This is a genomic window from Sphingobium sp. RAC03 (assembly GCF_001713415.1).
Taxonomy (GTDB): Bacteria; Pseudomonadota; Alphaproteobacteria; order Sphingomonadales; family Sphingomonadaceae; genus Sphingobium.
In genome coordinates this window covers 501,227-525,796 of sequence record NZ_CP016453.1, presented here as the reverse complement: position 1 = coordinate 525,796, position 24,570 = coordinate 501,227, and the positions used below count along the sequence as shown (strand labels likewise).

The following is a 24,570-nucleotide window of genomic DNA, read 5'->3' as shown; positions in this document are numbered from 1 at the left end:
CTAGGGCAAGGTCGTGATTATATTTACCCAACTTCGCACGCTAGAATTCTGATATTCCGCGAAACGATATTGTATTCACGTTATTGCCATCTGGCATCGTTTTCCTATATGATGCCATATGGAGGCGATCATGAGCATGTTGCAACCCATCGAAACGGTCCCGACGCCGTTCCGGCCTGAGCCTGTCACGCAGGATGAAGGCGGCGCGATGTTTCGTGCGGCTCTCAACCTGTTCGCCAAATGGGGTGTCACGGATGAGCAGGCTGCGATGCTGACCGATATGCCGGTGCGCAGCTTCCGGCGCTGGAAGGCCGAAGGACCAGGCCGCATCTCGCGTGATGGGCTCGCCAGGCTCTCCAACCTCATGGGCATCCATAAGGCATTGCGCATCATCTTCCAGGAGCCACAGCGCGGCTATGACTGGATCAAGGCACCCAACGCCGTCTTCGATGGCGCTAGCGCGCTGTCCGTCATGCTGGGCGGCGAACTGACCGACATCATGCGCGTGCGGCGCTATCTGGACGCGGAGCGCGGCGGCTGGTGACGGCGACTAATGGTCCGCCGGTCAACAGGGTCGAATGGGAGGGTGCGGTCAGGATCATCCGCAGCATCTATCCGCCCATTGATCTGTTCGAGGACATTGCGGACCCTGCCGACTGGCCCCTTCTCATCTCCGCCGAGCAGAAGACGAACCCGCGGATCATGACGTCGGTCGGCAATATCGATCTCGTCCCTCCAGCGCGACGGGTCGGCGGCGTTGGCGCCTCCTATCTCATGGCGTCATTCACTCATGTCAGTCCCGATCGACCAAGCCGGTTCTCCGCCGGACATCATGGCGTGCTCTATGTTGCGCGCAGTTATGAAACCGCGCTGTTCGAGACCATCCATCATCATGCGCGCTTCATGGCCCGAACGGCCGAGCCTGCCGGATGGACATCGCAGTTTCGGGAGATCATTCTGAAGGTCGATGCCGATTTGCATGATCTCAGAGCGCATGTAGAGGCATTCAGCCATTGCCTCAATCCTGACAGCTACGAAGCAGCGCAGCAATTCGCCGCCACGTTCCGCAATTCAGGCTCGGACGGTATCGCCTATCCAAGCGTCCGGCAGGCCGGGGGAGAATGCGTCGCGCTATTCTATCCGGATTGCGCCTCAAGTCCTGTTCAGGGTCGGCATCTCGATTATCATTGGAACGGCAAGCGGGTCGATTTCGTTCGAGAAGCCGGCAGCGGCGCTGTGTTCAGGGTGGTAGAGGGCGTATGACCGGAGCCGCTGCCAGATGAACGACGCCGCAAGCGATTGCCACGCGCAGGCGGCCCGGCTGCTGGGCACGCATCCAGATTATCGGGTGCAGCGGCGCCTTGGCCCCGTCACCCATTTCCATGCAGCAAGTCCTGAGGCCTCCAGCCGTATCGGGGTTGCGATTGATGTGGAGACGACTGGGCTCGACCGAGAGACCGATCGGATCATCGAACTCGCGATCCAGCGTTTCCGGTTCGATGAGCGTGGACGGATCATCCAGGTCGGGGTTCCCCGGGTCTGGCGCGAAGATCCAGGCATGCCGATCGATCCGCAAATCACCAGCCTCACCGGCCTTACCGATGCGGACGTTGCGGAGCAGCAGATCGACGAATCAGTCGCTATCGACATTCTCTCCTCCGCCAACCTCATCGTCGCGCACAATGCGGCCTTCGACAGACCGTTCGTGGATCGCCGCCTGCCTGCCATCGCCGGCAAGCCCTGGGCCTGCTCGATGGTTGAGCTGGATTGGCTTGGGCTCGGATTCGAGGGGCGGGCCCTTGCCCATCTCGTTTCGCAATGCGGCTGGTTTTATGAAGGGCACAGGGCCCAGAATGACATCCTGGCGCTTCTGTATCTGCTCTCTCACGGCCTGCCGGACAGAGAGACGATCCTGGCAAAGCTGATTGCCTGCTCGGAACAGCAAACCTACAGGGTGAATGCCATCGACGCGCCTTTCGATGCCAAGGACCGGCTGAAATCTCGTGGATATCGCTGGGATGCCACCATGCGCTTCTGGTGGAGGAGCGTCGGAAAACAGGACCGCGACGCTGAAAGCGCCTGGCTGCTAAGCAACGTCTATGGCGGATATGGGGAACCCGCCTTCCTCCCCATCACGGCTTGTGAGCGGCATCGCTGAGCTTGCCTGCTGTCATGCCGCCCAACAATCAAGCTCGGGAAACAACGGTACGGCTGGCGGCAGGCCGGGCTCTACCACATTTGCGTCGAACGTCGCGACAGTCAGCCATTCGACGCGCCAATCGACCCGGGCAGCATTGCCTTCGAATCGGACAATGCCAGCGCCATAGCGCGCCACCTCCTATCGACACTGCATCGCTTCATCAAAATAGCCCATGAGCACAGTGCCATCGCTCAGACCCACCAGAAACCGCTCATCTTCGTCATAGGGCACCGTCAGCACCGTCTCTACATCGCCAGAGACCCGCAGGCGCACGCTATCTGGAATTGGGGTGATCGAAACGCACATCGCAAAATCCCTCTTTCCTACATGAGAACATATAGCGAACATATAGAGCAGGAAAGGAGTCGGCAATGATGATAATCGACGGATCGTTTCTTCTGGGGATTGCGGCGGTGCTGACCAGCATCGCGACGTTATGGCGCAGCCTCAAAGGGCGGAAATAAGAATAGGGGGCGGTCCGACATCGTGTTTCCACGAGGATCGGGCCGTCGCCGGTGCAGGCTGTCTTTTTGGGTGTGCCTGCTGCCGGGCGATCTGTGCTGGAGCGCAACCTTCAATCCACCCAAGGAGAGAATATATGACACACCGGCCTTCCGTGCCCGCAGGCAGTACAGCACCCTATCCCGCACATCCATCGCCGCAAGCCGAAAGCATAAAGGCCGATGAACTATCGTCCGATGCGAGCGAAGGCGAACAGGACGCCAAGTTACATGGTTCAGCGAAAATCCTGGGTGCCGCTGTTGGAATCGGTTCCGCCGCTATCGTCGCAGCGCTGCTCTATACGCGGCAGCGAAGGGCTTGATGAAGGGCCACGTCGGCCTGACCTTCGCTGCTGCGCGGGTCAGGCCTTTTGATCGGGCTTCTTATCAAGCAATCCAATTTGTTGTTCAACGATCGCCTTGATCGGTCCGGACATGAGGCTCAGCATCGGAGGTAATTGCAGGATCACCCGCAGGCGCGTGTCTTGCGCATCGACCGTGCAGGGCAACTCCACGCCCATGGTCGCGACGGTGAGAGACTATTGATCCTGGCTGGGCCAGCGGCTCAGCATCGCGAATCGATGATGTTCAAGACCTCCGCTTGGGCCGCCTGAACCAGAAGGACCAGACCGCCAGCGTACCAAGCAGCGTCAGCGCCAATCCGGACAGGGTCATGAACATCCTGAAGGCGAGCCCGCCGACCTTTGCCGCATGCAGCGGATAGAGAAGATTATAGCCCTTTACCGATGTTGGGAGCGTCGATGCATCCCGCGCGGCGACCAGCACGCCGCTGTCGGCCGCGAACCAGAGGGTCGTGCGGCCATTGGGCAGCCATTCCTGTGGCCGTCGCATCCGCACGGTGATGAGCCCGCTATCTTTGCGCGGCAAGGTGAGACTGCGCAATTCCGCATCGGGAAAGCGTTCTTGCGCGGTCACGATCATGCGCGCCCAGTCCAGATGCGCTGCCAGCCGGGCGGTAAGCGGTGGCGGCGCGGCCAGGGACCGGTCGATCTGGGCCGGGGCATCAGGGCCGAACAGCAGCGCCGCCATCGGACGGAACACCAGTATTGCGCCGGTCAGCAGCGAGAGCAGCAGGAGTGGCGCGACGACGACGCCCAGGTCGCGATGATGCCGGATGATCGCCGGTCGGGTCATCCGCGCGGGCACAAGGCGCCATTCGAAGGTCTTGCGCGTACGCCACCACAGCAAAAGGCCGGTGACCACGAAGAACAGGCCGCACATAGCGGCCATGCCGACCACCGCTTTGCCCGCATCGCCACTAAACAGATGATGGTGCAGATCGAACAGCCACAGTTCGGGACGTTCCCACTGACTGTTCCATTGCAGCACGACGGTGCCATGCTGGTCGGCATAGGCGCCCTTGCCCGCCGTGTAGAGCAGGCGCAGCAGGCCAAAATCGTCCGACGCATAGGTGATCGACTGCGGCCTGCTGGCCGGGTCTGCCATCAGCATCTGCGTCACGGTCGCTAATTGACTGATGTCGTCCAACCGCCGGTCATCCGCATGCGGCGCCAGCGTCCAGGCATTCTTGTGCACCAAAAAGGCACCGCTCAGCCCCAATAGCGCCAGCAACAGCCCGATCAGGCCCCCGGTCCAGCGGTGCAGCAGGTCGATCAGTTTCATTAGAAACGATAGTCCCAGGACAAGGTGAAATTGCGGCCGCGCCCGGCAAAATAGTGGGCGTTATCGTTCGGCCTGACCGTCTGGCTGTAATAATCGATATAGAAGCTGTCGAAGATATTTTGCGCGGACAGGGACAGCGCGCCAAAGCCGGTCTGATACCGCAGGCTGATGTCGGTCGTATCATAACCGTCGAAGCGGTAGAGCGCCGGATAGGCATTGGGCGTCCGCTCGAACTGGCGCGACAGGAAGAATTGCGTCTGGATGCGCGCCGACAACGAACCCTGCACATAGCTGGCTGCGATGTTCAGGCGGTCGGGCGAAATATTGGCACCGTCCAGGTCGCGATCCACCACGTCAATGCCATTGGCCGACCCGTCGGTACGCCCGATCAGATGGGCATAGCCGGTCGACAGGGTGAGTCCGGGCAAAGGCGTCTTGACGCTCAGGTTCAGCTCCAACCCCTCAATCTCGACGCGCTGGCGCTGGATTTCGAACGGCGCGCCGATCGCGGTCTGGACCAGCAGCGATCCATTCTTGCTGGTCGACCAGAAATAGGCGGCGCTGGCATCGAGCGGTCCCCGCTTCAATTCTACGCCGATCTCGCGATTGTTCGAAACGATCGGCTCGATATTGACATAATCGTCAATATCGACCCCCGCCGTGCCGACAGCGCGAGCGATCCGGCCGACGTCGGGGACGGTATAGCCTTCGGCATAGCTGGCATAGGCGCGAATACCCGCCCAGGGCTCCAGGATAACGCCGCCATTGATCAATGTGTCGCTAAAGCGCGGCATGCCGCCCGACACCGCCACGCCGCCATAGCTGGCCAACGTAGTGTAACGTCGATGCTGATCTTCACATCCTCATGACGGACACCGCCCGCAATGCGCAGCTTCTTGTCGAACAGCGCGAGGTTCGCTTGGGCGAACGGCGCAAGGCTGCGATAATCGGTCGGTGGCACCCAGCTTCGTCCGGTGGCGATCAAGCGCTGGTCGGTCAGGTCATAGAGCGCATCGAGGCCGATCGTGGCGGTGAGCGCCTTGAACCCCGGGACGGCGCGCTCATAGCTGAGCTTGCCGCCATATTTGCGGCTGCGATTCTGCGACTGATCGAACAATGTCCCAATCGGCGCGATACTGGCGTCCTGGAAGGTCGCAATCGGCGCAATTTCACCGCCATAAGTGTCGCGCGAACGGTTAAAGAACAGCTGGGCTATCAGGTTACCACCGGCCAGATCGCTATCGGTCAGCGACAAAGCCGCGCTTTCTGTACGGCTGGTGGCCGGAACGCCCGGCGGCGTACCGCGAATGGACGTGGTCGGCCGGTCGATGAGGTAAGTGCCGTTGGACGCGATGTAGTCGCCCTCGCCCTTCAACTGGAAGCGGCTCATGGTGAGGTCGATGCGCGCGGTGTCGCTCAGCGCATAACCGAACCGGCCAAATAGCGACCAACTGCGGCTGTCCTGTGTCTCGCCCTGGGTCAGGTCGGTTCCCACGCGGTCGCCATGGCCATCATAAAAGGCTCCCCGCTTTTCATAGGCGCCCCCCACCATCGCGTCCCAGCGGCCACCGCGCCAAGCGATCAGGCCAGCGACCTTGCCGCCGATGCCGTCGCCATGAAAGCCTGTATCGGCATTGCCTTGAACCAGCACCCGACCCGAAAGCCCGTCGCGCTTGGGCGGCGCGACCGTCACCTGATTGACGATGCCACCGGTCCCACCAATGCCCTGGAGGGCATTGGAGCCGTAGATCAGCTCGACCCGGTCGACGAAGAAGGGATCGATAGTGAAGCCATCACGCGCGCCATCGCGCAGCGGCGCCGTCTGGGGTATGCCGTTAATCGCATAAAGCGGCGAGCGACCACGCAGCGTCTCGCCAGCGCCCGACAGCTTCTGCCGCGTCGGCGAGAAAGACGGCGTCAGCGCCGAGACGGCATCGACGATCGAGCCGCCAATCGCGACCTGTTGGTTTAGCGTCTCCTGGTCGATCACGTCGATCGTTAGCGGCAAGGCATTGGCAGGCAAGATGGTCCGCGTCGCCGTAACGACGATATTGTCTGCGCTTTCCGCTGTTGGCGTCAACTGCGCGAGCGCTGGCGCACTGCTCAGGGCAAAAGCGCTGTTGGCAAGCAGGATAGTTGATCGGCGATACATGGCGTCCCTCCCTTGTCCAGGCCCCGCTAGCCTTCCAGCATAGATGTTGCAAGTCATTAGCATGTTAGGACCGAGCATTCGGGCCGATCATTGGGTACCTCGCAGGAGTCGGCCTTCTTGGGGCTGCTTTCGTCAAAGAGCTGGCCCTTCGCTTCAAATTCGAGGACTTCGCCAAGTGTGACCTCGGTGCCTTCGATCTTGCTGGAAAGGACAGCTTCGCGTGAAGTGAGTGGCGACAGCAGGATATCGAGATTGGGAATGCCAGCAAGGATGCCTTCGTAGCGAGCAACTGCCGCATTGGCAGGCCCCACCGGCGGGAACAATGTGACCAGATCAAGGGCGAGGAGGGAAGCGGCGTTCGTGATACAGGACGGGCATGTAAACCCCCCCGATCATTTGAAGCCGGCCTCATTCTTGAAATCGTCTTCCCCTCTCTAGCAGATTTGATGATCGCGAAAAGGCAATGTGCTTCCATCAAATTGTTTTGATGACGAAAGTCGATCATCAAATCCGATCATGGATGCGCCGCCATCGATTCTGCGGACGACCCATCTAAGCCGTTCAACGACCAATTTTTGATTTCTTGGTGCCGACTGTCCGATTTCTCGGTCTACACGCTTAATACCCGCCGCAAGCGATCTGTCGGCGTACTAACGGCAATATGGAAAAGCAGACTCCAATTTCGAAACTCATGCAGTCCACAGAAGACCGGTTCGATCCAGCTTCAGGCAGGCACGCCGATACATAGACTGTTGACATTAGTTCGCAATAGCGAATAGCCGCTTCCCATATTCACGCGCGGGGGAGCTTCATGAGAATTCATACCAAGATCTTGTCGAGTTGCGCAGTTGCGCTCGCGTTCGCAAGCCAATCGGCGCACGCAGGGGAGACGGATGCGAATGCAACCCACGAAATCGTCGTCGTTGGCGCGCTGACCAACGTTGCGCTCGATCGCGAAGAGATCGAGATCACGCAGGCCCACGACCTCGCCGACCTGTTCCGCAATGTCCCTTCGGTATCGGTGGGAGGCGGCGTTGGGCTCGCGCAGAAAATCTATGTCCGCGGGCTCGAAGATTCGCTGCTCAACGTCACCATCGACGGCGCGCCGCAGCGCGGCACCTTGTTTCATCATATCGGGCGCGTAACGATCGAACCTGAACTGCTCGAGACGGTCGATGTTCAGGCCGGGCCGGGTGAGGCAACTGCAGGCTTCGGTGCCGTTGGCGGGGCGATCCGCTTCCGTACGCGCAACGCGGTCGATATGTTGCAGGATGGCCGCGATATCGGCGGCATCGCCAAGGCTGGCTGGTTCAGCAACGATGGCTATAAATTCAGCGGCACCGTCTATGGCCGCATCGCAGGCGACATCGGCATCCTGGCGTCCTACGTCCATGTGAACCGCGATCCGTACAGGGATGGCGACGGCGTCCGGCAACTCGCAACCGGTGCAGAGCAGAAGCTTGGCTTCATCAAGATCGGGGGTGAGCTTGGCGGCGGCCATCGGCTGACCGCGAGCTACGAACAGCGCCGCGAAACCGGCCGCTTTGGGCAGCGTCCGAACTGGCCCGTTCTCGCCGATGCGCGGCTGTTCGATGTCGAGGGCAAGCGCCAGACGACGGTGCTGAACTACGGCCATAAGGGCGACAGCGGCGTCGATATCGAAGCGACGGGTTACTGGACACGTACCAATTTCTCGCAGAATCGCGACGACCGCTGGGGCCTCTATGGTGCTGAGATAGAGACCTATGGCTTCGACGCGCGCGCAAACCTTGCGATCGGCAACCATGGCATCACCGTCGGTGCCGAACATCGTCGTGACGAAGTGACGAGCGCTTATCTGGGCGCACCCGCGATGTGGCAGCCCTGGGCGTGGGACCCCAATGTCGGCAGCTTCACTGAGAAGGGGTCGTTGATGGGCGTTTATGTCCAGGATCATTGGCGCGTGATTGACCCGCTGCTGATCAGCTTTGGCGCGCGCTACGACGCCTATGACCTCGACCAGACGACCTATCGCACCGGCACGCACAGCGACGGCGTCAGCTTCAATGTCGGCGCCGAGTTCGAGATCGTCCGTGGCCTGAGTCTTAATGCGGGCTATGCCGAAGCTTTTCGCGGCAAGGAAATCGGCGATGCCTTCACACTCGAAAAGCGTCCCGGCCGCCTGTCGCTATCGCCAACGCTACGACGTGAGAAGGTCGATAACCTCGAAGGCGGTCTAAAATACGACGCAGGCGGCTTCACCGTGTCGGCGGTCTATTATGAGATGACGATCAAGGACGTCATACTCGACGAGCTGGGTCGCAATGCCGCGCAACCGAGCCAGGACGCAGTCTATTATGAGAATGTCGGCAAGTTCCGCTCAAAAGGCTTCGAACTGCGCGCGGGATACCGCGCAGGGCCATTTTCCATCAACAGCTATTATAATCATTATGATTCACGCCTGAACGGCAACAGGATCGAAGGCTATGAGCATATTGCACTTGGCAATTCGATGGGCGACAACTGGGCCGTGACCGTCGGTTTCCAGCCCAGCGATCAGTTCATTTTTCGCGCCAGCCTGACGCGCTTCGAAGATTTGAACGATATCGAGGTGCTGTTCCGCGAAAGCCAGCTTGGATTTATCGATGGCACACGGCTTATCGACAAGCCCGGCTATACGACGGTCGACCTGTTCGGCAGCTGGCGGCCGTTCGGCACTGACCGTTTCGAACTGCAGGCAGCGGCCTATAACCTGTTCGACGAGACCTATATCGCGCACGCCAGCACGGCCGATTATGGGCAACTGGGCTTGCCCGATTATGCGATCGTCTCGGGCCTGCCCGAACCGGGCCGCAATGTCCGCGTGACCGCGTCCGTCCGCTTCTGACGATGGGCGCGGCTGTTCCGCAGCGGCCGCGCCGCGCGCTCAAGCTGTGGCATCGGTGGTTCGGTCTGATAGCGGGACTGTGGCTGGCGCTGCTCGCCGCAACGGGCATCGCAGTCACCTTTTACGACGAGCTCGACATCGCGCTCAACGCCGATTGGCGCACGGTGCCCGCGTCGGCACGCGCAGCGCCGATCGACGACATGATCGCTGAAGCCCAGCGTGCGCTGCCTGACTTCGCGCCGAACATGATCGAACTGCCTCACAATCCAAACGACAGCTTGTGGATGATGGGGCCCGCGCTGGTCATGGCAGCATGCGTTCGGTCCAGATATTCGTCGATCCGCGCGACGGATCGGTGCTCGGCTGGCGCGAAAGCAGGGCGACCGATTCCGATAGACGGCATGCCATGAATATCGTCTACGGCATTCACACAGACCTGCTTGCGGGGCCATGGATGACCTGGTTCTTCGGGCTCATTTCGCTGCTATGGGTAATCGACCAGGGCATCGCGGCAGCGTTGTCCTTCCCCAAGGGCATGCACTGGCTGCGCGCGCCGCGGGCCAGGGGACGTCCCGGCAGCCTCAAACGTCTCTTCGATACGCATCGTGCGCGGGGCCTGTGGTTTCTGCCTGTCACACTGGTCGTGGCGGTTACCGGCGTCACGCTCGCCTGGCCCGACGGAAGCCGCGAAGTGGTCGGCCTTATTTCACCGATTACCGGTCGCCTGCATGAAAGCATGGCTGATGTCGCGGAAGGTGGCGCCCCCGAGATCGGCATCGATGCGGCAATCGCGCGCATCATCGGAAATACGCCCCAGCGTGTGCATAGCGTGCGTATCTTCCGAGATCATGGCGTATATGCTGTCCGAACCTTCGATGCGCGCGACCGCGACGATCAGGGGCGGTTGTGGCACTATGTTGCGGTGGACGATGGCCGCATCGTCGGCAGACGCCACGACAATGGCACAACCGCGGGCGACCAGTTTTCCGCGTGGCAGTATCCGCTCCATTCCGGGAAGGCGTTCGGTCTGATCGGGCGATGGTTTGTGTTGCTTGGCGGTGCCGTCACGCTCTGGCTCTGCCTCAGTGGTATGAAGCTTTGGTGGTGCCGCCGACGGCAATTTTTCTGAAGCCGCGCGCTGCAACCATAATCATGTAACATTGGCCGATGCCGGTCTGTCTGGTTGCCAGCCGGTGCTCGTCCGCTTGCCAGACCCAACACTTTGCAAATGCTGCGATAACCGTCCAAAGGCTGTCGGAGCACAATGGACTTTCAGCGGTCAAAATTCGCTTTCGAGCAGCACCGTCTCCTATCTGATGAATCCCGACGATCTCTTGCTGTCAATTGGCCGTGCTATCCATAATAAATTTCGCCGAAATCAGGTGATACAAATCTCTTAGATTAGCTTCTCGCACAGGTTGAGCCGCGCCTCCACTTGCGTTAGCTTCATCACTAAATGGCGCGGAGGTTACAGATGTCGACTTTGACTGAACCGCTAGGTGGATATGGGCGGGACGACCGGTTCTTTTTGAAGATGGCGATCGCGATGGCCTTGACTATCGTGGCCGGCTTTTCCTTTCAGGCGGCGACGGGGCGCTCGACGTTCGGCGCGCCGCCGCTTGTTCACCTCCATGCGTTCATCTTCTTCGGTTGGGTGGTGCTGTTCGTCTCTCAAAACCTTCTCGTCACCCGGGGCTCGATCGCCCTTCACCGAAGGCTCGGCTGGGTCGGCGCTTGGTGGGCCAGCGCCATGGTTCTCGTCGGCATATATACGACCATGGAAATGACGCGAAACGCCGCCACGCCGTTCTTCTTCCTCCCCGCTTATTTTCTCGTCATGAACATCCTTTCTATCCTCTGCTTTGGCGGGTTGGTCTTCGCGGCGATATCGATGCGCAAGCGGACCGAATGGCACAGGCGTTTCATGTTTTGCGCCATGGCAGTTTTAACCGGACCAGCCTTTGGCCGCCTTTTGCCCATGCCGCTGCTTGTCCCCTATGCAGAATGGGGCGTTTTCGCCGCCGTGATGCTGTGGCCATTGATTGCGATCGTCGCAGATCGTCGCCGCCGAAGCCACGTCCATCCGGCATTGTGGTGGGGCGCCGCGACCATCGTCCTCATGCAGGCCTCGATGACTTTGATTGCGCATAGCGTGATAGGCCTCAAGCTTTACGCTGTGAGCACCTCGGGTTATCGCGGCGCGGTAATCGCGCCACTTGCCTTTCCGATTCCGCCATCAGGCCCGTTGATTACGGGTCGGTAGCAGGACAGTGTTGAGGTACGCATTATTTGAGAAAGCAATCTAAATTTTCCCGGTGTCCCAATCCACCACGCTAAGTGAGCCGCTGCGGGATCGACGCAAATCCGCCACTCAGCGTTTAGTCGATCATCCCCACGCCGACTTTCCGCTTATCGTATCCCGTTGTGACAGCCTGCTAAAGCTGCGAGCGTTCACGCTCGGTGCTTCGAACTATTTTCGAAACTTGGAGCGTTAATCGGTCTGGGTGGCATCCATTCCCTGTCGGACTGCCAGGCTGAGCCAAGAAACGCAGTTGGCAATATCTTTTCCAGCGGAGCCTGTAGCTTTCGGAGCAAGGCGTCTTTAGATGTGGGCCTGAAGGCAATTGCCTTCGACCATGTCGGTGCCCATCGGGCTTAAAGGGGAAGATGGTGAGGCGTTTCGCGCCGATTCCATCGCTGTCCCTGCAACTGTAAGCGGCGAGTCGCCGGGCCATATGCCATTGGGAGCGATCCTGAGAAGGCGGCCTGATCGGCCCTGACCCGCAAGCCAGGAGACCTGCCGACACGGGTCGCTCTTGCCCCGGCCCAGGGACTGGCCCGGACACGGTTTTTCCGTTCGAGCGGCATGAAAGCCCCGCGTGCCCGTCTGGACGCGCATATTCGACGTAAGGATCGCAGATGGACCATCAGGACGATATCAATGCACGGCACAACGCCAAGGCGAGGAAACGCCAGGCGTTTATGCAGGACAAGATTGCGCAGAAAACCCAAGAAAAGGGCCTTTTGATCGTCCACACCGGCAAGGGCAAAGGCAAGTCCACCGCTGCGTTCGGCATGGCCTGCCGTGCGCTGGGCCATGGGATGAAAGTCGGCATCGTCCAATTCATCAAGGGGGGATGGGCGACGGGTGAAAGGGCCGTCTATGCTGCCTTTCCGGGGCAGGTCGATCACAAGGCCATGGGCGAGGGCTTTACCTGGGACACGCAGGATCGCGTCCGCGACATCGAATGGGCCCGCGCGGGATGGGACGAGGTCAGGCGGATGATCGCCGATCCAAGCTATGCCCTCGTAATCGCGGACGAACTCAACATCGTGCTGCGCTACAGCTATCTGCCGGTAGAAGAAGTGGTCGCGGGCCTAATGGATCGTGACGCGATGAAACATGTCATCGTCACGGGCCGCAATGCACCCGACGCCCTGATCGAAGCGGCCGACCTCGTCACGGAAATGGTGCAGATCAAGCATCATTTCCAGACGGGCGTGAAAGCGCAGAAGGGGATCGAGTTTTGACCGCGTCCAGTGTGCGGTCGCTTGGGGCCGGAGTTGTCGTGGCTGCGCCCGCTTCGGGGGCGGGCAAGACGACGATCACGATTGGCCTTCAGCGCGCCTTGCGGGATCTCGGGATGCGCGTCCAAGGCGCGAAATGCGGGCCGGATTATATCGATCCCGCCTTCCATGAAGCGGCGACGGGGCGGCCGTCCATCAATCTGGATGGCTTTGCGATGGACGGGCCGCTGCTGCGGGGACTGGCGGCGCAAGCCGCAAGTGAGAGTGATCTCGTCATTGCGGAAGGCGCCATGGGCCTGTTCGACGGAACGCGGGCCGACGAGCGCTCTGGTGCCTCGGCCGATGTCGCACGATTGCTGGGATGGCCCGTGCTTCTGGTCGTCGATGCCCGTGCGGCGGCGCAGTCGGTCGCTGCGGTGGCGCATGGCTGCGCGACCTTTCCAGGTGCGCCGCCAATCGCGGGGGTCATCGTCAATCGCGTGGCGAGCGCCCGCCATGCCGCCATGGTCGAAGAGGGCTTTGCACGCGTGGGCCTGCCCCTGCTCGGCATGGTCCGGGCGGACAAGGCCATGGAGATGCCCTCCCGCCATCTGGGTCTGGTGCAGGCCAGAGAGACCGGCGAACTGGACAGTCGCATCGCTGCAATCGCTGACCATGTGGGGCGCCAATGCGATCTGGATGCGATCGTCAAGGCAGCGCCCCCCACCAAAGACGTACCATGTCAGCCCGCCACCATCCGCCCACCTGGCCAGCGGATTGCGGTGGCGCGGGACAGCGCCTTCAGCTTCTTCTACCCGCATCTGGCACAATGGTGGCGCACGGCGGGCGCTGAACTCTGCTTCTTTTCGCCGCTTGCCAACGAAGCGCCCCCTGCCGACTGCGACGCCTGCTGGTTGCCGGGCGGCTATCCCGAACTTCATGCCGGTCGGATCGCAGCCAACGCGCGCTTCCTGTCGGGGCTGCGCGCCTTCGCGGTTGATCGCCCGGTCCATGGGGAGTGTGGCGGCTATATGGTGCTTGGCCGATCTCTGGAGGATGCAGACGGCGTGGTCCATGCCATGGCCGGCTTGCTGCCGGTGGAAACGAGTTTTGCAAAGCGGCGCATGACGCTGGGTTATCGCAAGGCCACTTTGCGTAAGGACACCCGCTTCGCGTCGGCGGAACAATTGCTGCTCGGCCATGAGTTCCACTATGCGACGATCGTGGCAAGCGACGGCATGCCCCTTGCCGACATGGCCGATGCCCTGGGCAATGCGTTGCCACCCGCCGGACATCGCAACGGCGACGTGACCGGCGGTTTCTTCCACTTGATTGCCTGACACATCCCGCCTACGACATCGATATTGCGACAGGTTCCCCGCAAGGGGATCAAAAGGGAACGGGGTTCAAGACCTCGGCTGCCCCTGCAACTGTGAGCGGTGAGCCATCGGCCAGATGCCATTGGAACCTTCAAGGTTCTGAGAAGGCGGCCGAACCGGCGTTGACCCGCAAGCCAGGAGACCTGCCCGTCGCAGTCGTTCTTCGTCCGGACAGGGTGTGCCGGTCGAACGAGGATATCCTCGCGCAACGACAGTTCGACCGTGCGTGTTCGCGCGGCGTGGTGTCGTGCGTTCTGCGCCCGTCCCCGCGCCGCGTCGTGCGCGCCCGGTCTTGTCAAAGACGGGGGAATAGTAATGCCTATCATCTTGCAAACCGGCCTGGCGGTATTGGCCAGCCTTCCAGTATCTGCCTTGGCCGAACCCATAGAGGCGGTCGAAGCGGGCGGCGTCATCATCGTGTCGGCGCTGCGCACGCGCACGCCTGTCGACGCCGTCGCCTCCAGTCTCACTGTTATCGACAAGAGGGCGATCGACGCATCGCAAGCGCCGGTCGTGTCGGACCTGCTGGTCCGCACGCCGGGGATCAGCTTCACCCGCAATGGCGGCTATGGCACGGCGACATCCATCCGTATCCGCGGTGCCGAGGGCGACCAGACCGTGCTGGTCATCGACGGGGTGAAGCTGGCAGACCCATCCTCGACCGGTGGCGGCTATAATTTCGCGACACTGATGACCGGCGACATCGATCAGATCGAAATATTGCGCGGGCCGCAGTCGATCCTGTGGGGCAGTCAGGCGATCGGTGGCGTCGTCAACATCGTGACGGCAACGCCCGGTCGCGCGCTGGAGGCATCCGCCGATATCGAGGCGGGCTCGCGCGATACCGTCAATGCGCGGGCAGCCTTAGGCGGGCGCAGCGGCCCCGTTCACTGGCGCGTTGCAGGGGGGCGCTTCACAACCGAGGGCATCTCCGCGATCAGCCCGCGCTTTGGCGGCAAGGAGCGGGACGGATATACCAACAGCACGCTCAACGGGCGGGTCGGCGTTGTTCTGTCGTCCGGTATCTCCGTCGATCTGCGTGGCTATTACGCCAAGGGGCGCGCCGACATCGACAGCGCCGGATCGGTCCCGGACAGCCCCGAATATTCGCTGGTCGAGGAGTGGACCAGCTATGCCGGGCTCAATGCCGATCTGTTCGACGGCGCGCTGCGCAACCGCTTGGGCTTTAGCCGTAGCGAAACGGTGCGCGACAATAGCAATCCGCTGCGGACGGTGCGTCCACAAAGCTTCGCCGCCAAGGGGCAAACCGATCGTTACGAATATCAGGGCACGCTTGGCCTCGCCCAGGGCTGGACCATCGTCTTTGGTGTGGAACGCGAAGAACAGAAAATGCGCTCCGCCTCGCCTCCCAATAGCCTGGCCAGCTTTACCACCATCCGGGTGTCGGCCGATATCGACAGCCAATATGCACAGGTCAGGATCGAACCGGTCGTCGGCCTCACGCTTAATGGCGGGCTTCGCCACGATCATCATTCGGCCTTTGGTGGCAATATGGTGTTTGGCGGCGGCGCGGTCTGGTCGCTGTTTGACGATCGCACGATCCTGCGCGCCAGCTATGGCGAGGGCTTCAAAGCCCCTACCCTCTACCAGTTGCACAGCGAATATGGGAACAGCGCGCTCGACCCGGAAAAGTCGCGCGGTTGGGACGCAGGCGTCGAGCAGCATCTTTTCGACCATAAGCTGATCCTGTCGGCCACCTGGTTTGAACGGAACACGGACAATCTGATCACCTATAATGGCTGTCCGACAAGCAACCGCCCGCCGCTTTGCTTCGCGCCGGGAACGACCACGCCGCGGGCGGGCTATTATGCCAATATCCAGCGCAGCGAGGCCCACGGTCTGGAGATGGCAGGCCTTGCCCAGATCGGCCGCCTGACCATCGACGGCAATTATAGCTGGACCGTGGCGGAAGACCGGTCGCCGGGCCTCAATTTCGGCAATCAGCTTGCACGCAGGCCGCGCCACGCCGCCAATGCGACAGCGCGCTATGCCTGGCCGTTCGGCCTCAACACGGCGGTCGCCATGCGATGGTCAGGCAAGACGATCGACACGGCGCGGACCAGTGCCACGGTGACGCCCTTCGTCAACCGCGCTTACACGATCATCGACCTGCGCGCGGAGATGCCGGTGACGCAGAGCCTCACCCTGTTCGCGCGGGCGGAAAATCTGTTCGACGACTATTATGAAACCGCGCGTCGCTATGGCCAGCTTGGCCGCAGCATCTACGCCGGGTTCCGGGCGCGGCTGTGATGCCCCGCCCCTGTTCCCGCCCCAGTAAAGCCAAGGAGTGCCTGTCCATGCAGCCTATGTCCCCTGCCGCCGCCCGCAATCTGTGGATCGGAACGATGACCTTCGCCAGCATAGCGACGACGCTGGTGCTGGCCTGCGCCACGCCCTTTCCCGCTCTCGCAGCGCTCGCGGCGCTCTATGTGCCGCGCAAGGCGGGGATCATCCTCATGCTGGCCGCCTGGTCGGCGTCGCAGGCCGTAGGCTATTGCCTGCTGGACTATTCGCTGACGGCGCAGAATGCCGGATGGGCGTTCACCCTGGCGCTGGCCGCTGTCGCCGCCTTGCTGGTGGCTGATCGCGCGGTCAACGCCTCGCCGGACCGGTCCTCCTTTGCGCGGCTCGTCATCGCCTATATCGCCGCCTTCGTCGGGTTCAAGCTGGTCGTTCTGATCGGTGCCGTGGCGATGAACGCAGGCTATGGGGCGTTCACACCGGACATCCTGCTGCGGCAGTTTGTCCGCTATGCCCTGATCCTGGGCGGGTTGCGCCTGTTCCAACGTCGGCTGGAAAGCGGCGGCCTGCTGCGGCGCGATCTGCAGGCGGCGGCCTGACCATGTTGCAAGCGGTCAAGGATGGGCCTGCCATCGTCGCCTGCAACAGCTGTCGCTTCACCCCCGAGGAGCGGAAGGACGCAAATGGCCTGTTCGGCGGAGGGAAGCTGGTGGAGGCACTGCACCGGGTCAAAGCGAGTTCCAACCGATATGATGGCGTGGACGTCCAGGAGATGCCTTGCCTTTTTGCCTGCAAGGCGCATTGCACCATCCATCTGCGTGCGCCCGGCAAGATCAGCTATGTGCTTGGGCACTTCCTGCCCGATGAAGCGGCGGCACGGGCCATCCTTGATTATGCGGTTCACTATGCACAGAGCGAACATGGGCAGGTGCCCTATGCGCAATGGCCCGACGGGGTGAAGGGCCATTTCATCACACGCGCGCCGCCAATTGGCTTTGTCGCGACATAAGCGTCAATCTAAACGGGACAGCTTAAACTCGCACCGAAGTTCTGCGGGGTGATTGCGGCTGGCCAGAAGGCAAAGCTCTATCCAGTTTAGGTCGTTGGTCGTTGATTTGGAGGTCCGCGTTCAGGAGAAAAACGGCCTACTCAATTCCGCGATCGAACCAGTCCAGCCTTTCAAAGGGAAAGTCTTGATTCGCGCAACCGGGCGTTGCGCTCCATTCTCGAGACAATGATTTTGTGCTCTCGGTTCGCACCGATCTAGATCAAGACCACGCGCTCTGCTTCCCTTGTTCCCGCATGGCCTCAATGAACACGCGAACCGCAGGCATAGCCGCCCGACCGGGATCGTAGAGCAGGCTTACCGGCATGGGGGACGGGGCATAATCCGCCAGCACCTCCACTAACTGCCCGTTCGCGATGCGCGGGGCCGATTGGTAGCTCAGCAGATTGGCGAGTCCCACGCCCGCCTCAGCAGCGGCGATGGTCGCATCGATGCTGTTGACGATCAGGCGGGGGACCACGTCCACAATACTGTCGCCCCGTACACCAAATGGCCATGTGCTGCCGACGCGCACGCCGCTGCCCAGGATACAATGATGGCTGGCAAGTTCGGCAGGATCGGTGGGCGCGCCATGGTCGGCGAGATAGGCCGGGCTCGCCACGATGGTTTGCCGGACCGAGCCGATCGTCACTGCGCGCAACGTGCTGTCTGCCAGCGCCCCGATCCGCACCGCCACGTCGATACCCTCCTCGATGATGCGGACATTGCGGTCGAGCAGCATCATGCGTGCATTCAAACCCGCGTGGCTCGCCAGCAAGGCATTGATGACTGGAAGAACATGAAGGCGTCCGAACATCACCGGCGCGGTCACGTAGAGTTGACCGCGCGGCACGGACCGCCCGCCCATGGCAATCTGCTCCGCCTCACGCAGGTCTGCCAGGATCCGCCGGGCCCGGTCGAGCAACGCCGCCCCCTCGTCCGTCAAGGACACGGCCCGCGTCGAGCGATGGAACAACGTCACGTCCAGATGCCGCTCGAGCGCCGCGACCGCGCGGGTGACCGCGGGTGGCGACATATTCAGCGCGCGCGCCGCTGCCGCGAAGCCGCGCTGCTCGGCCACAGCGACAAAGACAGAGAGGCTCTCGAAGCGATCCATTATTCCTCAAAATGAAATAGTGAACGTCGATCATCACCGATTATCGTGCCGGGGGCAACGCGTTATACCTCCTCCTATGGCACAGACATTTCTCCATACCCTCTTTGGTCCACGAACCCGCGCCCTGCAAGAAGCCGCGGGATCACGCGCATCCTATGCCCGGATGGAAGCGGACGCGGGCCCGGCCGACGTGCTCACAAAGCGCGAACTGGACTTCATCGCCGCCCGCGACAGTTTCTACATGGCGAGCGTGTCCGAAGATGGCTGGCCCTATGTCCAGCATCGCGGCGGGCCGGCGGGGTTTCTCCGCCATATCGAGGGCAATCGCATCGGGTTCGCGGATTATCGCGGCAATCGGCAATATCTCTCCGTTGCGCATCTTGCGGCTGACGATCGTGTGTCGCTATTCCTGATGGATTATCCGAACCACCGCCGTCTCAAGATCATCGCCCATGCGCGTTCCAGTAAGGATGCGGCGGACATCGCCGCGCTCATGCCGCAGGGCTATGCTGCCGAGCCGGAACGTGCCTTCCTGATCGACGTCATTGGGTATGACTGGAACTGCCCCCAACACATCACGCCGCGCTTCACTCAGGCGGAGGTGCGGCGCGCGTCCCAACCCCTCATCGACGAGATCGCCGCGCTGCGTACCCGCATCGCTCACCTGGAAGGAGCAGCATCATGACCGGCAAACTCACGCAAGGCATCCATCATGTCGGCCTCACCGTGCCCGACCTCGATCAGGCGCACGCCTTCTTCTGTGGCACATTGGGTTTCGAGGAGGTGGGCGGCGTGCCTGACTATCCCTCCATCTTCGTATCGGACGGCGCGATCCTTTTGACATTATGGCGTGCAGCGGACCCGCGGACTGCCCGGGCCTTTGATCGGCGCGCCAACATCGGCCTCCACCATCTTTCGCTGTCGGTCGCCGACGATGCCGCACTGCTGGCGGTGTGGGAGTCGGTGGCAGCGCATCCGGAAGTGGTGGTCGATGCGGCGCCCGGCCCCATCCGCTCGGAGTCCTCGACGCGCCACTTCCTCATCTTCATTCCCGGTGGCATTCGTCTGGAATTCGCCACACCCTTTGCCTGAAAGGACGTTGCCCGATGTCGCGACCGCCCCTCCCGCCGTTCACCCATGAGACCGCGTTGCATAAGGTCCGCGCGGCCGGATTGGCTGGAACGGGTGTGATCCCGCGCGCGTAGCGCTTGCCTACACCGAAGACAGTCAGTGGCGGAACCGGTCCGAGCTCCTTCGGGGGGGGGCGGGAGGCTATCATCGCCTTCCTGACAGGGAAGTGGAGCCGTGAACACGACTATCAACTGATCAAGGGCCTGTGAACCCACGGCGGCAACCGAATCGCGGTGCGCTTCGCCTATAAATGGCATGATGATGCAGGTGCCTGGTACCGCTCTTATGGCAACGAGAATTGGGAGTTCTCGACCGATGGCTTGATGGCACGGCGGATCGCGAGCATCAACGACCTGCCTATTTCCGAGGGGGAGCGGCTGTTCCGGTGCCCGCTCGGGCCACAACCGGCGGATCATCCCGGACTGGAAGAATAGGGGCTGTAGAACTGAAGGTCGCGTGCACCGGCCACCCCCAGCAAATCTTCCAGACGTCCGCAAGCGCATTGTCACTGTCTGCCGGTGGATGCACTTCCGAATGCGTAACGAAGATCGGAAGCCATTGATCCCTGTCGATCGTTGGCGGTCGATATTTTTGTTCTCAAATCCGGACCATCTTTTTACCCATCGCTAATGCCCATGACGAGCACCATCAACAGGCGACTTGCATTTGTGGCCCAGGCTGCTGTGACGCAGCCCAATTTGTTCACGCCCCTTCGGTCGGGGTGGGGCTGGCATAACCTGATCGATCTAATCACTCTCGCATAATATCGTCTAATGGTTCGAGCTAACAATTCGCCATATTGCCAATGAATATCTCAGGATCTGACTTCACATGTCTTTGCTTTATCGGTTGCTTTCCAAGATTGCCACGCCCCAAGGCGCTATTGAAGAACCTGCCTGCTTGCCAGTCAGAAGATCTGTTCCATCGGCAAGATCGCCAGGGATATTTTGCTTTTCTCGCGAGTAATTCAGCAGATAGCGGACGTGGCTGCCATTCGTGAGAGTGCCGCTCCGCACAATGAGAGGGAAGCGAACGGCTTCTGGCCAAACAACGCCAGCGCGTTTCGCGGTGTCGGTCAGGACAGCTTCAATCATCGCGTCCGACGGCATGAAGCCAATGTAGGTTACCTCTCCCGTGCCGTAGGTGTTGCGGGTACCCGACGCCTTCATCGACCTTTTCAACGGGCGCAATGCCGGAACACTGATCGTTCGAATCTAAATCTACGCGCTTCTAGAGCGGCATAGCCATAATCCATAAAAGCTGCCCTTGTCGCAGCGATTGAGGTCCATATCTGAGGGTCGGCTCGGAAACGGTACCCTGCCTCTGTAGGCGCAGCAGGCTGATATTAGTTGGGCTTAAGAGATATTGCTGTGGTCCTAACCGGTGCCGATCGAGGCCTCCCACCGTAATCTTTTTTCATTTCCCCCCAGTAACTTGGTTCAAATTTGACAGGAGACTCGTTTCTGAGCCGATCCCCAATCAGGAGCGTCCAGTCATCGGTTGAGGCGGGATGATGGCGCTCGGCGACAGCAACCAGGTGCGGCGGTAAGCTGCGGCGAGAGATCATATCTCGCTATGAGCGCAGCCTAGCCCTGCGGCACCGCGGGCTCAGGCAAGCGCCGCCCGCGAAAATCCATCACTGCTTGCGAAGGCCACTCACCCATAAACGATCCCGTCAAAACCGACCACTGCGGTTTAAACCAACTGCGAATATGGATCGTTAGTTATGAATTTCAATCACTATCGACGACTATATGTGAATATCGATCTCCAAACATTTACTCCTTCGACCAGATTGATGCCCTGGCAGAGCGGACCGCTTCAAACCGGGCGATCAAGGAGCCTTCAGCGTCGGATCGTTTAATCAAACAGAAGGTGGATGCGGGGGCTGTGGGCGTCCGTAATGATAGACGTGGACGCCGTTAGCTGCTGGCGCTCATTCTCCAAGCCGTCCCTCAAGGCTCGGCGCTCCAAATGCGCGCGAAGGGCGGCTTGCAATACACAGATGGTTCTCGCGTCGCACAGGCCAACCGCGATCGCAGCGCGGTTGGTATCGACAGTTGGCGGCCCTGTGTCGCAAGAGCTTACTCGTCAGGCCTCGACGAGAAGAGGTAAGCAAAACATAGGCAACGTTGGTCGGCCTCCGCTTACCGATGGATGAAGGTTGGGATCGCATCAGGGATTGATTAAGTTTGTCCATTATGTGAACATTCATCCCATTATTTTGCATCGCTTCAAATATATTTGCGATGAAAATGCATATGGAGAGGTGGATGCATCACGGTTTCAGCCGATTGGCCGGGCTCTTTGCCGGCCTGGCCTTCTCCTGTGTCGCCATGGCAGCGGACCGCAAGATCACCCCCCTGTCCGACAACTGGCGCTTCCTGCAAGGTGATCCGGAAGGAGCGGAGGGTGCGGATATCAGCACCGAAGGCTGGCGCACCGTCTCTGTTCCTCATGATTGGGCGATCGCCGGACCGGTCACTTCCAACGCCAAGGCTGGAGGCGAGAACGGTTTTTTTCCAACGGGTGTGGCGTGGTATCGCCGCGACCTCAACGTCGTTCCGGTTACGAACCGCCGCTACTTCGTCGAGTTCGATGGCATCATGGAACGCAGCGGGGTCTGGGTGAATGGGCATCATGTCGGCTACCGGCCGATGGGCTATGTCTCGCTTCGCTATGACATCACCCGACACCTGCGCCGCGACGGGCCGAACGTCATCGCAGTGCGCGCGGACACGGCGGCGGCACCGTCATCGCGTTGGTATAACGGATCAGGCATTTATCGGCATGCCCGCCTGATCGAAACAGGCGATATCCATGTGCCGCAAGGTGGGGCGTTCGTCCGCGCATCGTCGATCACCGCAGACGCCGCCATGCTGTCGGTTTCGACCGAAATCCATAATGCGGGTGCGACTCCTCGCAGCGCGACGGTGGAAGTGGTCGTCACCGATCCCAAAGGCCGTGAAGTCGGCCGCACGCGATCGACGCTGAAACCAATAGATGCCGATCGTACACAACTCGTGACGCACGAGATTTCGCTCGCATCGCCTCGGCGGTGGGACCTCGATAGTCCCACCCTGTATCACGCAGCGATCCTCATTCTCGATGAACAAGGTAACCTGCTGGACACCGAGAACGTCGCGTTCGGCGTGCGCGAGGCCGAGTTCAGGGCGGAAACCGGCTTCTGGCTGAACGGACGCAACGTCAAGGTGAAGGGCGTAGCAATCCATCATGACGGCGGCGCGGTCGGCGCGGCGGTGCCCATCGCCGTGTGGCGTCAGCGGCTGACCGCGCTGAAGGCACTCGGGGTTAACGCCATCCGCACCGCGCACAACGTACCGAGCCCGGAATTGCTGGACCTTACCGATGAACTTGGCCTGCTGGTGATGGACGAGTGGTTCGACCAATGGAACGTCGCCAAGACGCCGGAGGATTATCACCTGTTCTTCAGCGACTGGCACAAGCGCGACGCTGCCGACATGATCCGGCGCGACCGCAACCATCCCAGCATCGTCATTTGGAGCGCAGGCAACGAAATCCACGATACTGCCTATCCCGTGCAGGCGAAGGCGGCCCTGCGCTCGCTGCTCGACATCGCCCATGCTAATGATCCGACCCGCCCGGTCACGATGGGGCTGTTCCGCCCGAACGTGACCGGCGACTATGCCAACGGCTTTGCCGACATGCTGGACGTGGTGGGCCAGAACTATCGCGAAGGCGAGCTGGTGGCAGCGCATCGTCAGGACCCGCGTCGCCGCATTATTGGTACGGAGAACGGGCATAATCTTGTGAACTGGCTGCCGGTGCGCGACAATCCTGCTTATGCGGGCATGTTCCTGTGGACCGGCATCGACTATCTGGGGGAAGCAAACCGTGCCGGCTGGCCTGCCATCAGCCGTTATACCGGGTTGCTCGACCGGACGGGGGCACCGCATGTCCGCGGGCTGGAGCGGGCGAGCTGGTGGTTGGATAAACCCGTCGTCCATGTCGTGCGCAATGCGATCCCGGATGCCGCCGGACCGGCGACCGACGGCGCGGGTGGACCGAACCAGCCGACCGTGCCGACGATGATCGCGGTGGCGACACCGCAGCCACCGGTCGCGCTTTTCGATGACTGGACCCCTGCGAACCTGCAACCGCATCCGGAGACGATCGAGGTCTACAGCAATTGCCGCGCGGTGGAGGCGTTCCTGAACGGTCGTTCGCTAGGCAGCCTGCCCATCAACGTCGATGCGTCGCCGCGCCGCTGGGCGGTCACCTTTGCGCCGGGTGAGGTGCGGGCGGTTTGCCGCGATAAGGGGGCCGATGGCATCTCGGATAGGCTTCGCACCGCTGGCCGTCCTGCTGCAATACAGCTGACGTCAGATGCAGGGACCGTCGGTTCCGACTTCGACAGCATGATCTATGTCCGCGCACGGGTGGTCGATGCAACGGGCGTGACCGTGCCGAACGCGGAGCATCTTCTTCATTTTTCGGTCGAGGGCGCGGGCGGCCTGATCGCGACCGACAGCGGATCGGTCACCGATCACCGGCCCTTCGCCTCGCCATATCGTCAGCCGCGCGAAGGGACCGCCGTCGTACTGGTTCGGGGCACTGGCGACGGACGCTTTACCGTAAAGGCCCGCGCCGATGGGCTCGCATCAGGTTCGATCGAGCTACAGGCTAGGAAAGGACGATGATGCCGGAGCGCGCCCCCTGATCAACCGCTATGCGCAGCCTCTGTCTGGATAGCGACACAGTATCCAGACAGAGGCTAGCGTTTTT

General features: G+C 61.1%; 21 protein-coding genes, 2 pseudogenes and 2 riboswitches. Of the genes and pseudogenes, 16 read left to right on the top strand and 7 right to left on the bottom strand.

The window, feature by feature from the left end:
- Positions 1–130 precede the first annotated feature (130 nt).
- From BSY17_RS02370 to BSY17_RS02360, 3 genes are read left to right on the top strand one after another with little or no spacing between them, the layout of a single operon-like run.
- Complete coding sequence (locus tag BSY17_RS02370) at positions 131–544, top strand: MbcA/ParS/Xre antitoxin family protein (protein ID WP_069064488.1); 414 nt, start codon at positions 131–133, stop codon at positions 542–544.
- Positions 541–1,263 (top strand): RES family NAD+ phosphorylase, encoded by a 723-nt coding sequence (locus BSY17_RS02365; protein ID WP_069064183.1) that lies wholly within the window; start codon positions 541–543, stop codon positions 1,261–1,263. The genes BSY17_RS02370 and BSY17_RS02365 overlap by 4 nt, the downstream gene beginning before the upstream one ends.
- A gap of 16 nt (positions 1,264–1,279) precedes the next feature.
- Complete coding sequence (locus BSY17_RS02360) at positions 1,280–2,158, top strand: 3'-5' exonuclease (RefSeq protein ID WP_069064182.1); 879 nt, start codon at positions 1,280–1,282, stop codon at positions 2,156–2,158.
- A 180-nt stretch (positions 2,159–2,338) separates the two neighbouring features.
- On the opposite strand, the gene BSY17_RS21790 is transcribed toward BSY17_RS02360, so the two are convergent.
- The 5 genes and pseudogenes from BSY17_RS21790 to BSY17_RS02340 form a co-directional block, all read right to left on the bottom strand.
- Positions 2,339–2,506: a hypothetical protein gene (locus tag BSY17_RS21790; protein WP_237236109.1), complete on the bottom strand. Its 168-nt coding sequence runs from the start codon at positions 2,504–2,506 to the stop codon at positions 2,339–2,341.
- A 556-nt stretch (positions 2,507–3,062) separates the two neighbouring features.
- A complete protein-coding gene (locus tag BSY17_RS21460) occupies positions 3,063–3,221 on the bottom strand; it encodes a hypothetical protein (RefSeq protein WP_171899165.1) in 159 nt (52 codons plus the stop codon).
- 67 nt (positions 3,222–3,288) lie between these two features.
- Positions 3,289–4,344 (bottom strand): PepSY-associated TM helix domain-containing protein, encoded by a 1,056-nt coding sequence (locus BSY17_RS02350; RefSeq protein ID WP_069064181.1) that lies wholly within the window; start codon positions 4,342–4,344, stop codon positions 3,289–3,291.
- Positions 4,344–6,496 (bottom strand): annotated as a pseudogene (locus tag BSY17_RS02345) (TonB-dependent receptor). The gene BSY17_RS02350 and the pseudogene BSY17_RS02345 overlap by 1 nt, the downstream one beginning before the upstream one ends.
- A gap of 56 nt (positions 6,497–6,552) precedes the next feature.
- Positions 6,553–6,819: a Fic/DOC family N-terminal domain-containing protein gene (locus tag BSY17_RS02340; RefSeq protein ID WP_069064180.1), complete on the bottom strand. Its 267-nt coding sequence runs from the start codon at positions 6,817–6,819 to the stop codon at positions 6,553–6,555.
- A 488-nt stretch (positions 6,820–7,307) separates the two neighbouring features.
- Between BSY17_RS02340 and BSY17_RS02335 the strand changes: the two genes are divergently transcribed.
- The 9 genes from BSY17_RS02335 to BSY17_RS02295 all read left to right on the top strand — a co-directional run bounded on the left by BSY17_RS02335 (position 7,308) and on the right by BSY17_RS02295 (position 17,519).
- Complete coding sequence (locus BSY17_RS02335) at positions 7,308–9,362, top strand: TonB-dependent receptor domain-containing protein (RefSeq protein ID WP_069064179.1); 2,055 nt, start codon at positions 7,308–7,310, stop codon at positions 9,360–9,362.
- Positions 9,363–9,364: 2 nt separating this feature from the next.
- On the top strand, positions 9,365–9,772 hold the full coding sequence (locus tag BSY17_RS02330; protein ID WP_069064178.1) for a PepSY domain-containing protein: 408 nt from the start codon (positions 9,365–9,367) through the stop codon (positions 9,770–9,772).
- Positions 9,676–10,491, top strand: a complete 816-nt coding sequence (locus BSY17_RS02325) for a PepSY-associated TM helix domain-containing protein (RefSeq protein WP_083216983.1) — start codon at positions 9,676–9,678, stop codon at positions 10,489–10,491. The genes BSY17_RS02330 and BSY17_RS02325 overlap by 97 nt, the downstream gene beginning before the upstream one ends.
- 345 nt (positions 10,492–10,836) lie before the next feature.
- Positions 10,837–11,625 carry a hypothetical protein gene (locus BSY17_RS02320; RefSeq protein ID WP_069064176.1) on the top strand — a complete coding sequence of 263 codons (789 nt, stop codon included), beginning with the start codon at positions 10,837–10,839 and terminating at the stop codon, positions 11,623–11,625.
- Positions 11,626–11,986: 361 nt separating this feature from the next.
- Positions 11,987–12,181: riboswitch (cobalamin riboswitch) on the top strand.
- A gap of 100 nt (positions 12,182–12,281) precedes the next feature.
- Positions 12,282–12,893, top strand: a complete 612-nt coding sequence (gene cobO / locus BSY17_RS02315; RefSeq protein ID WP_069064175.1) for a cob(I)yrinic acid a,c-diamide adenosyltransferase — start codon at positions 12,282–12,284, stop codon at positions 12,891–12,893.
- Positions 12,890–14,209, top strand: coding sequence for a cobyrinate a,c-diamide synthase (locus BSY17_RS02310; protein ID WP_083216982.1), 1,320 nt, complete (start codon positions 12,890–12,892; stop codon positions 14,207–14,209). Before cobO ends, BSY17_RS02310 begins: the two co-directional genes overlap by 4 nt.
- Before the next feature lie 14 nt (positions 14,210–14,223).
- Positions 14,224–14,413: riboswitch (cobalamin riboswitch) on the top strand.
- A gap of 150 nt (positions 14,414–14,563) precedes the next feature.
- Entirely contained in the window at positions 14,564–16,519 is a 1,956-nt protein-coding gene (locus tag BSY17_RS02305) for a TonB-dependent receptor plug domain-containing protein (RefSeq protein ID WP_069064174.1), read from the top strand.
- 47 nt (positions 16,520–16,566) lie between these two features.
- Entirely contained in the window at positions 16,567–17,109 is a 543-nt protein-coding gene (locus BSY17_RS02300) for a hypothetical protein (RefSeq protein WP_069064173.1), read from the top strand.
- A gap of 2 nt (positions 17,110–17,111) precedes the next feature.
- Positions 17,112–17,519: a DUF1636 domain-containing protein gene (locus BSY17_RS02295; protein ID WP_069064172.1), complete on the top strand. Its 408-nt coding sequence runs from the start codon at positions 17,112–17,114 to the stop codon at positions 17,517–17,519.
- A 259-nt stretch (positions 17,520–17,778) separates the two neighbouring features.
- Here BSY17_RS02295 and BSY17_RS02290 read toward each other — a convergent pair whose 3' ends face one another.
- Positions 17,779–18,672 (bottom strand): LysR family transcriptional regulator, encoded by an 894-nt coding sequence (locus tag BSY17_RS02290; RefSeq protein ID WP_069064171.1) that lies wholly within the window; start codon positions 18,670–18,672, stop codon positions 17,779–17,781.
- Positions 18,673–18,748: 76 nt separating this feature from the next.
- Between BSY17_RS02290 and BSY17_RS02285 the strand changes: the two genes are divergently transcribed.
- From BSY17_RS02285 to BSY17_RS02275, 3 genes and pseudogenes are all read left to right on the top strand, one after another.
- Positions 18,749–19,357 (top strand): pyridoxamine 5'-phosphate oxidase family protein, encoded by a 609-nt coding sequence (locus BSY17_RS02285; RefSeq protein WP_069064170.1) that lies wholly within the window; start codon positions 18,749–18,751, stop codon positions 19,355–19,357.
- Positions 19,354–19,764 carry a VOC family protein gene (locus BSY17_RS02280; RefSeq protein WP_069064169.1) on the top strand — a complete coding sequence of 137 codons (411 nt, stop codon included), beginning with the start codon at positions 19,354–19,356 and terminating at the stop codon, positions 19,762–19,764. Before BSY17_RS02285 ends, BSY17_RS02280 begins: the two co-directional genes overlap by 4 nt.
- Positions 19,765–19,778: 14 nt before the next feature.
- Positions 19,779–20,237 (top strand): annotated as a pseudogene (locus tag BSY17_RS02275) (nuclear transport factor 2 family protein).
- A 408-nt stretch (positions 20,238–20,645) separates the two neighbouring features.
- On the opposite strand, the gene BSY17_RS02270 reads toward BSY17_RS02275, so the two are convergent.
- Complete coding sequence (locus BSY17_RS02270) at positions 20,646–20,972, bottom strand: Beta-galactosidase C-terminal domain (RefSeq protein ID WP_069064168.1); 327 nt, start codon at positions 20,970–20,972, stop codon at positions 20,646–20,648.
- A 1,104-nt stretch (positions 20,973–22,076) separates the two neighbouring features.
- Between BSY17_RS02270 and BSY17_RS02265 the strand changes: the two genes are divergently transcribed.
- Positions 22,077–24,485 (top strand): glycoside hydrolase family 2 TIM barrel-domain containing protein, encoded by a 2,409-nt coding sequence (locus BSY17_RS02265; RefSeq protein WP_069064167.1) that lies wholly within the window; start codon positions 22,077–22,079, stop codon positions 24,483–24,485.
- Positions 24,486–24,570: the final 85 nt, after the last annotated feature.

Bases quoted from the DNA above. Each gene is read 5' to 3' on its own strand.
- BSY17_RS02370 (WP_069064488.1), top strand. From the start codon at position 131: ATGAGCATGTTGCAACCCATCGAAACGGTCCCGACGCCGTTCCGGCCT.
- BSY17_RS02360 (WP_069064182.1), top strand. From the start codon at position 1,280: ATGAACGACGCCGCAAGCGATTGCCACGCGCAGGCGGCCCGGCTGCTG.
- BSY17_RS21790 (WP_237236109.1), bottom strand. From the start codon at position 2,506: ATGTGCGTTTCGATCACCCCAATTCCAGATAGCGTGCGCCTGCGGGTC.
- BSY17_RS21460 (WP_171899165.1), bottom strand. From the start codon at position 3,221: ATGGGCGTGGAGTTGCCCTGCACGGTCGATGCGCAAGACACGCGCCTG.
- BSY17_RS02350 (WP_069064181.1), bottom strand. From the start codon at position 4,344: ATGAAACTGATCGACCTGCTGCACCGCTGGACCGGGGGCCTGATCGGG.
- BSY17_RS02335 (WP_069064179.1), top strand. From the start codon at position 7,308: ATGAGAATTCATACCAAGATCTTGTCGAGTTGCGCAGTTGCGCTCGCG.
- BSY17_RS02330 (WP_069064178.1), top strand. From the start codon at position 9,365: ATGGGCGCGGCTGTTCCGCAGCGGCCGCGCCGCGCGCTCAAGCTGTGG.
- BSY17_RS02325 (WP_083216983.1), top strand. From the start codon at position 9,676: ATGCGTTCGGTCCAGATATTCGTCGATCCGCGCGACGGATCGGTGCTC.
- BSY17_RS02320 (WP_069064176.1), top strand. From the start codon at position 10,837: ATGTCGACTTTGACTGAACCGCTAGGTGGATATGGGCGGGACGACCGG.
- cobO (WP_069064175.1), top strand. From the start codon at position 12,282: ATGGACCATCAGGACGATATCAATGCACGGCACAACGCCAAGGCGAGG.
- BSY17_RS02305 (WP_069064174.1), top strand. From the start codon at position 14,564: ATGCCTATCATCTTGCAAACCGGCCTGGCGGTATTGGCCAGCCTTCCA.
- BSY17_RS02300 (WP_069064173.1), top strand. From the start codon at position 16,567: ATGCAGCCTATGTCCCCTGCCGCCGCCCGCAATCTGTGGATCGGAACG.
- BSY17_RS02295 (WP_069064172.1), top strand. From the start codon at position 17,112: ATGTTGCAAGCGGTCAAGGATGGGCCTGCCATCGTCGCCTGCAACAGC.
- BSY17_RS02290 (WP_069064171.1), bottom strand. From the start codon at position 18,672: ATGGATCGCTTCGAGAGCCTCTCTGTCTTTGTCGCTGTGGCCGAGCAG.
- BSY17_RS02285 (WP_069064170.1), top strand. From the start codon at position 18,749: ATGGCACAGACATTTCTCCATACCCTCTTTGGTCCACGAACCCGCGCC.
- BSY17_RS02280 (WP_069064169.1), top strand. From the start codon at position 19,354: ATGACCGGCAAACTCACGCAAGGCATCCATCATGTCGGCCTCACCGTG.
- BSY17_RS02270 (WP_069064168.1), bottom strand. From the start codon at position 20,972: ATGAAGGCGTCGGGTACCCGCAACACCTACGGCACGGGAGAGGTAACC.
- BSY17_RS02265 (WP_069064167.1), top strand. From the start codon at position 22,077: ATGCATCACGGTTTCAGCCGATTGGCCGGGCTCTTTGCCGGCCTGGCC.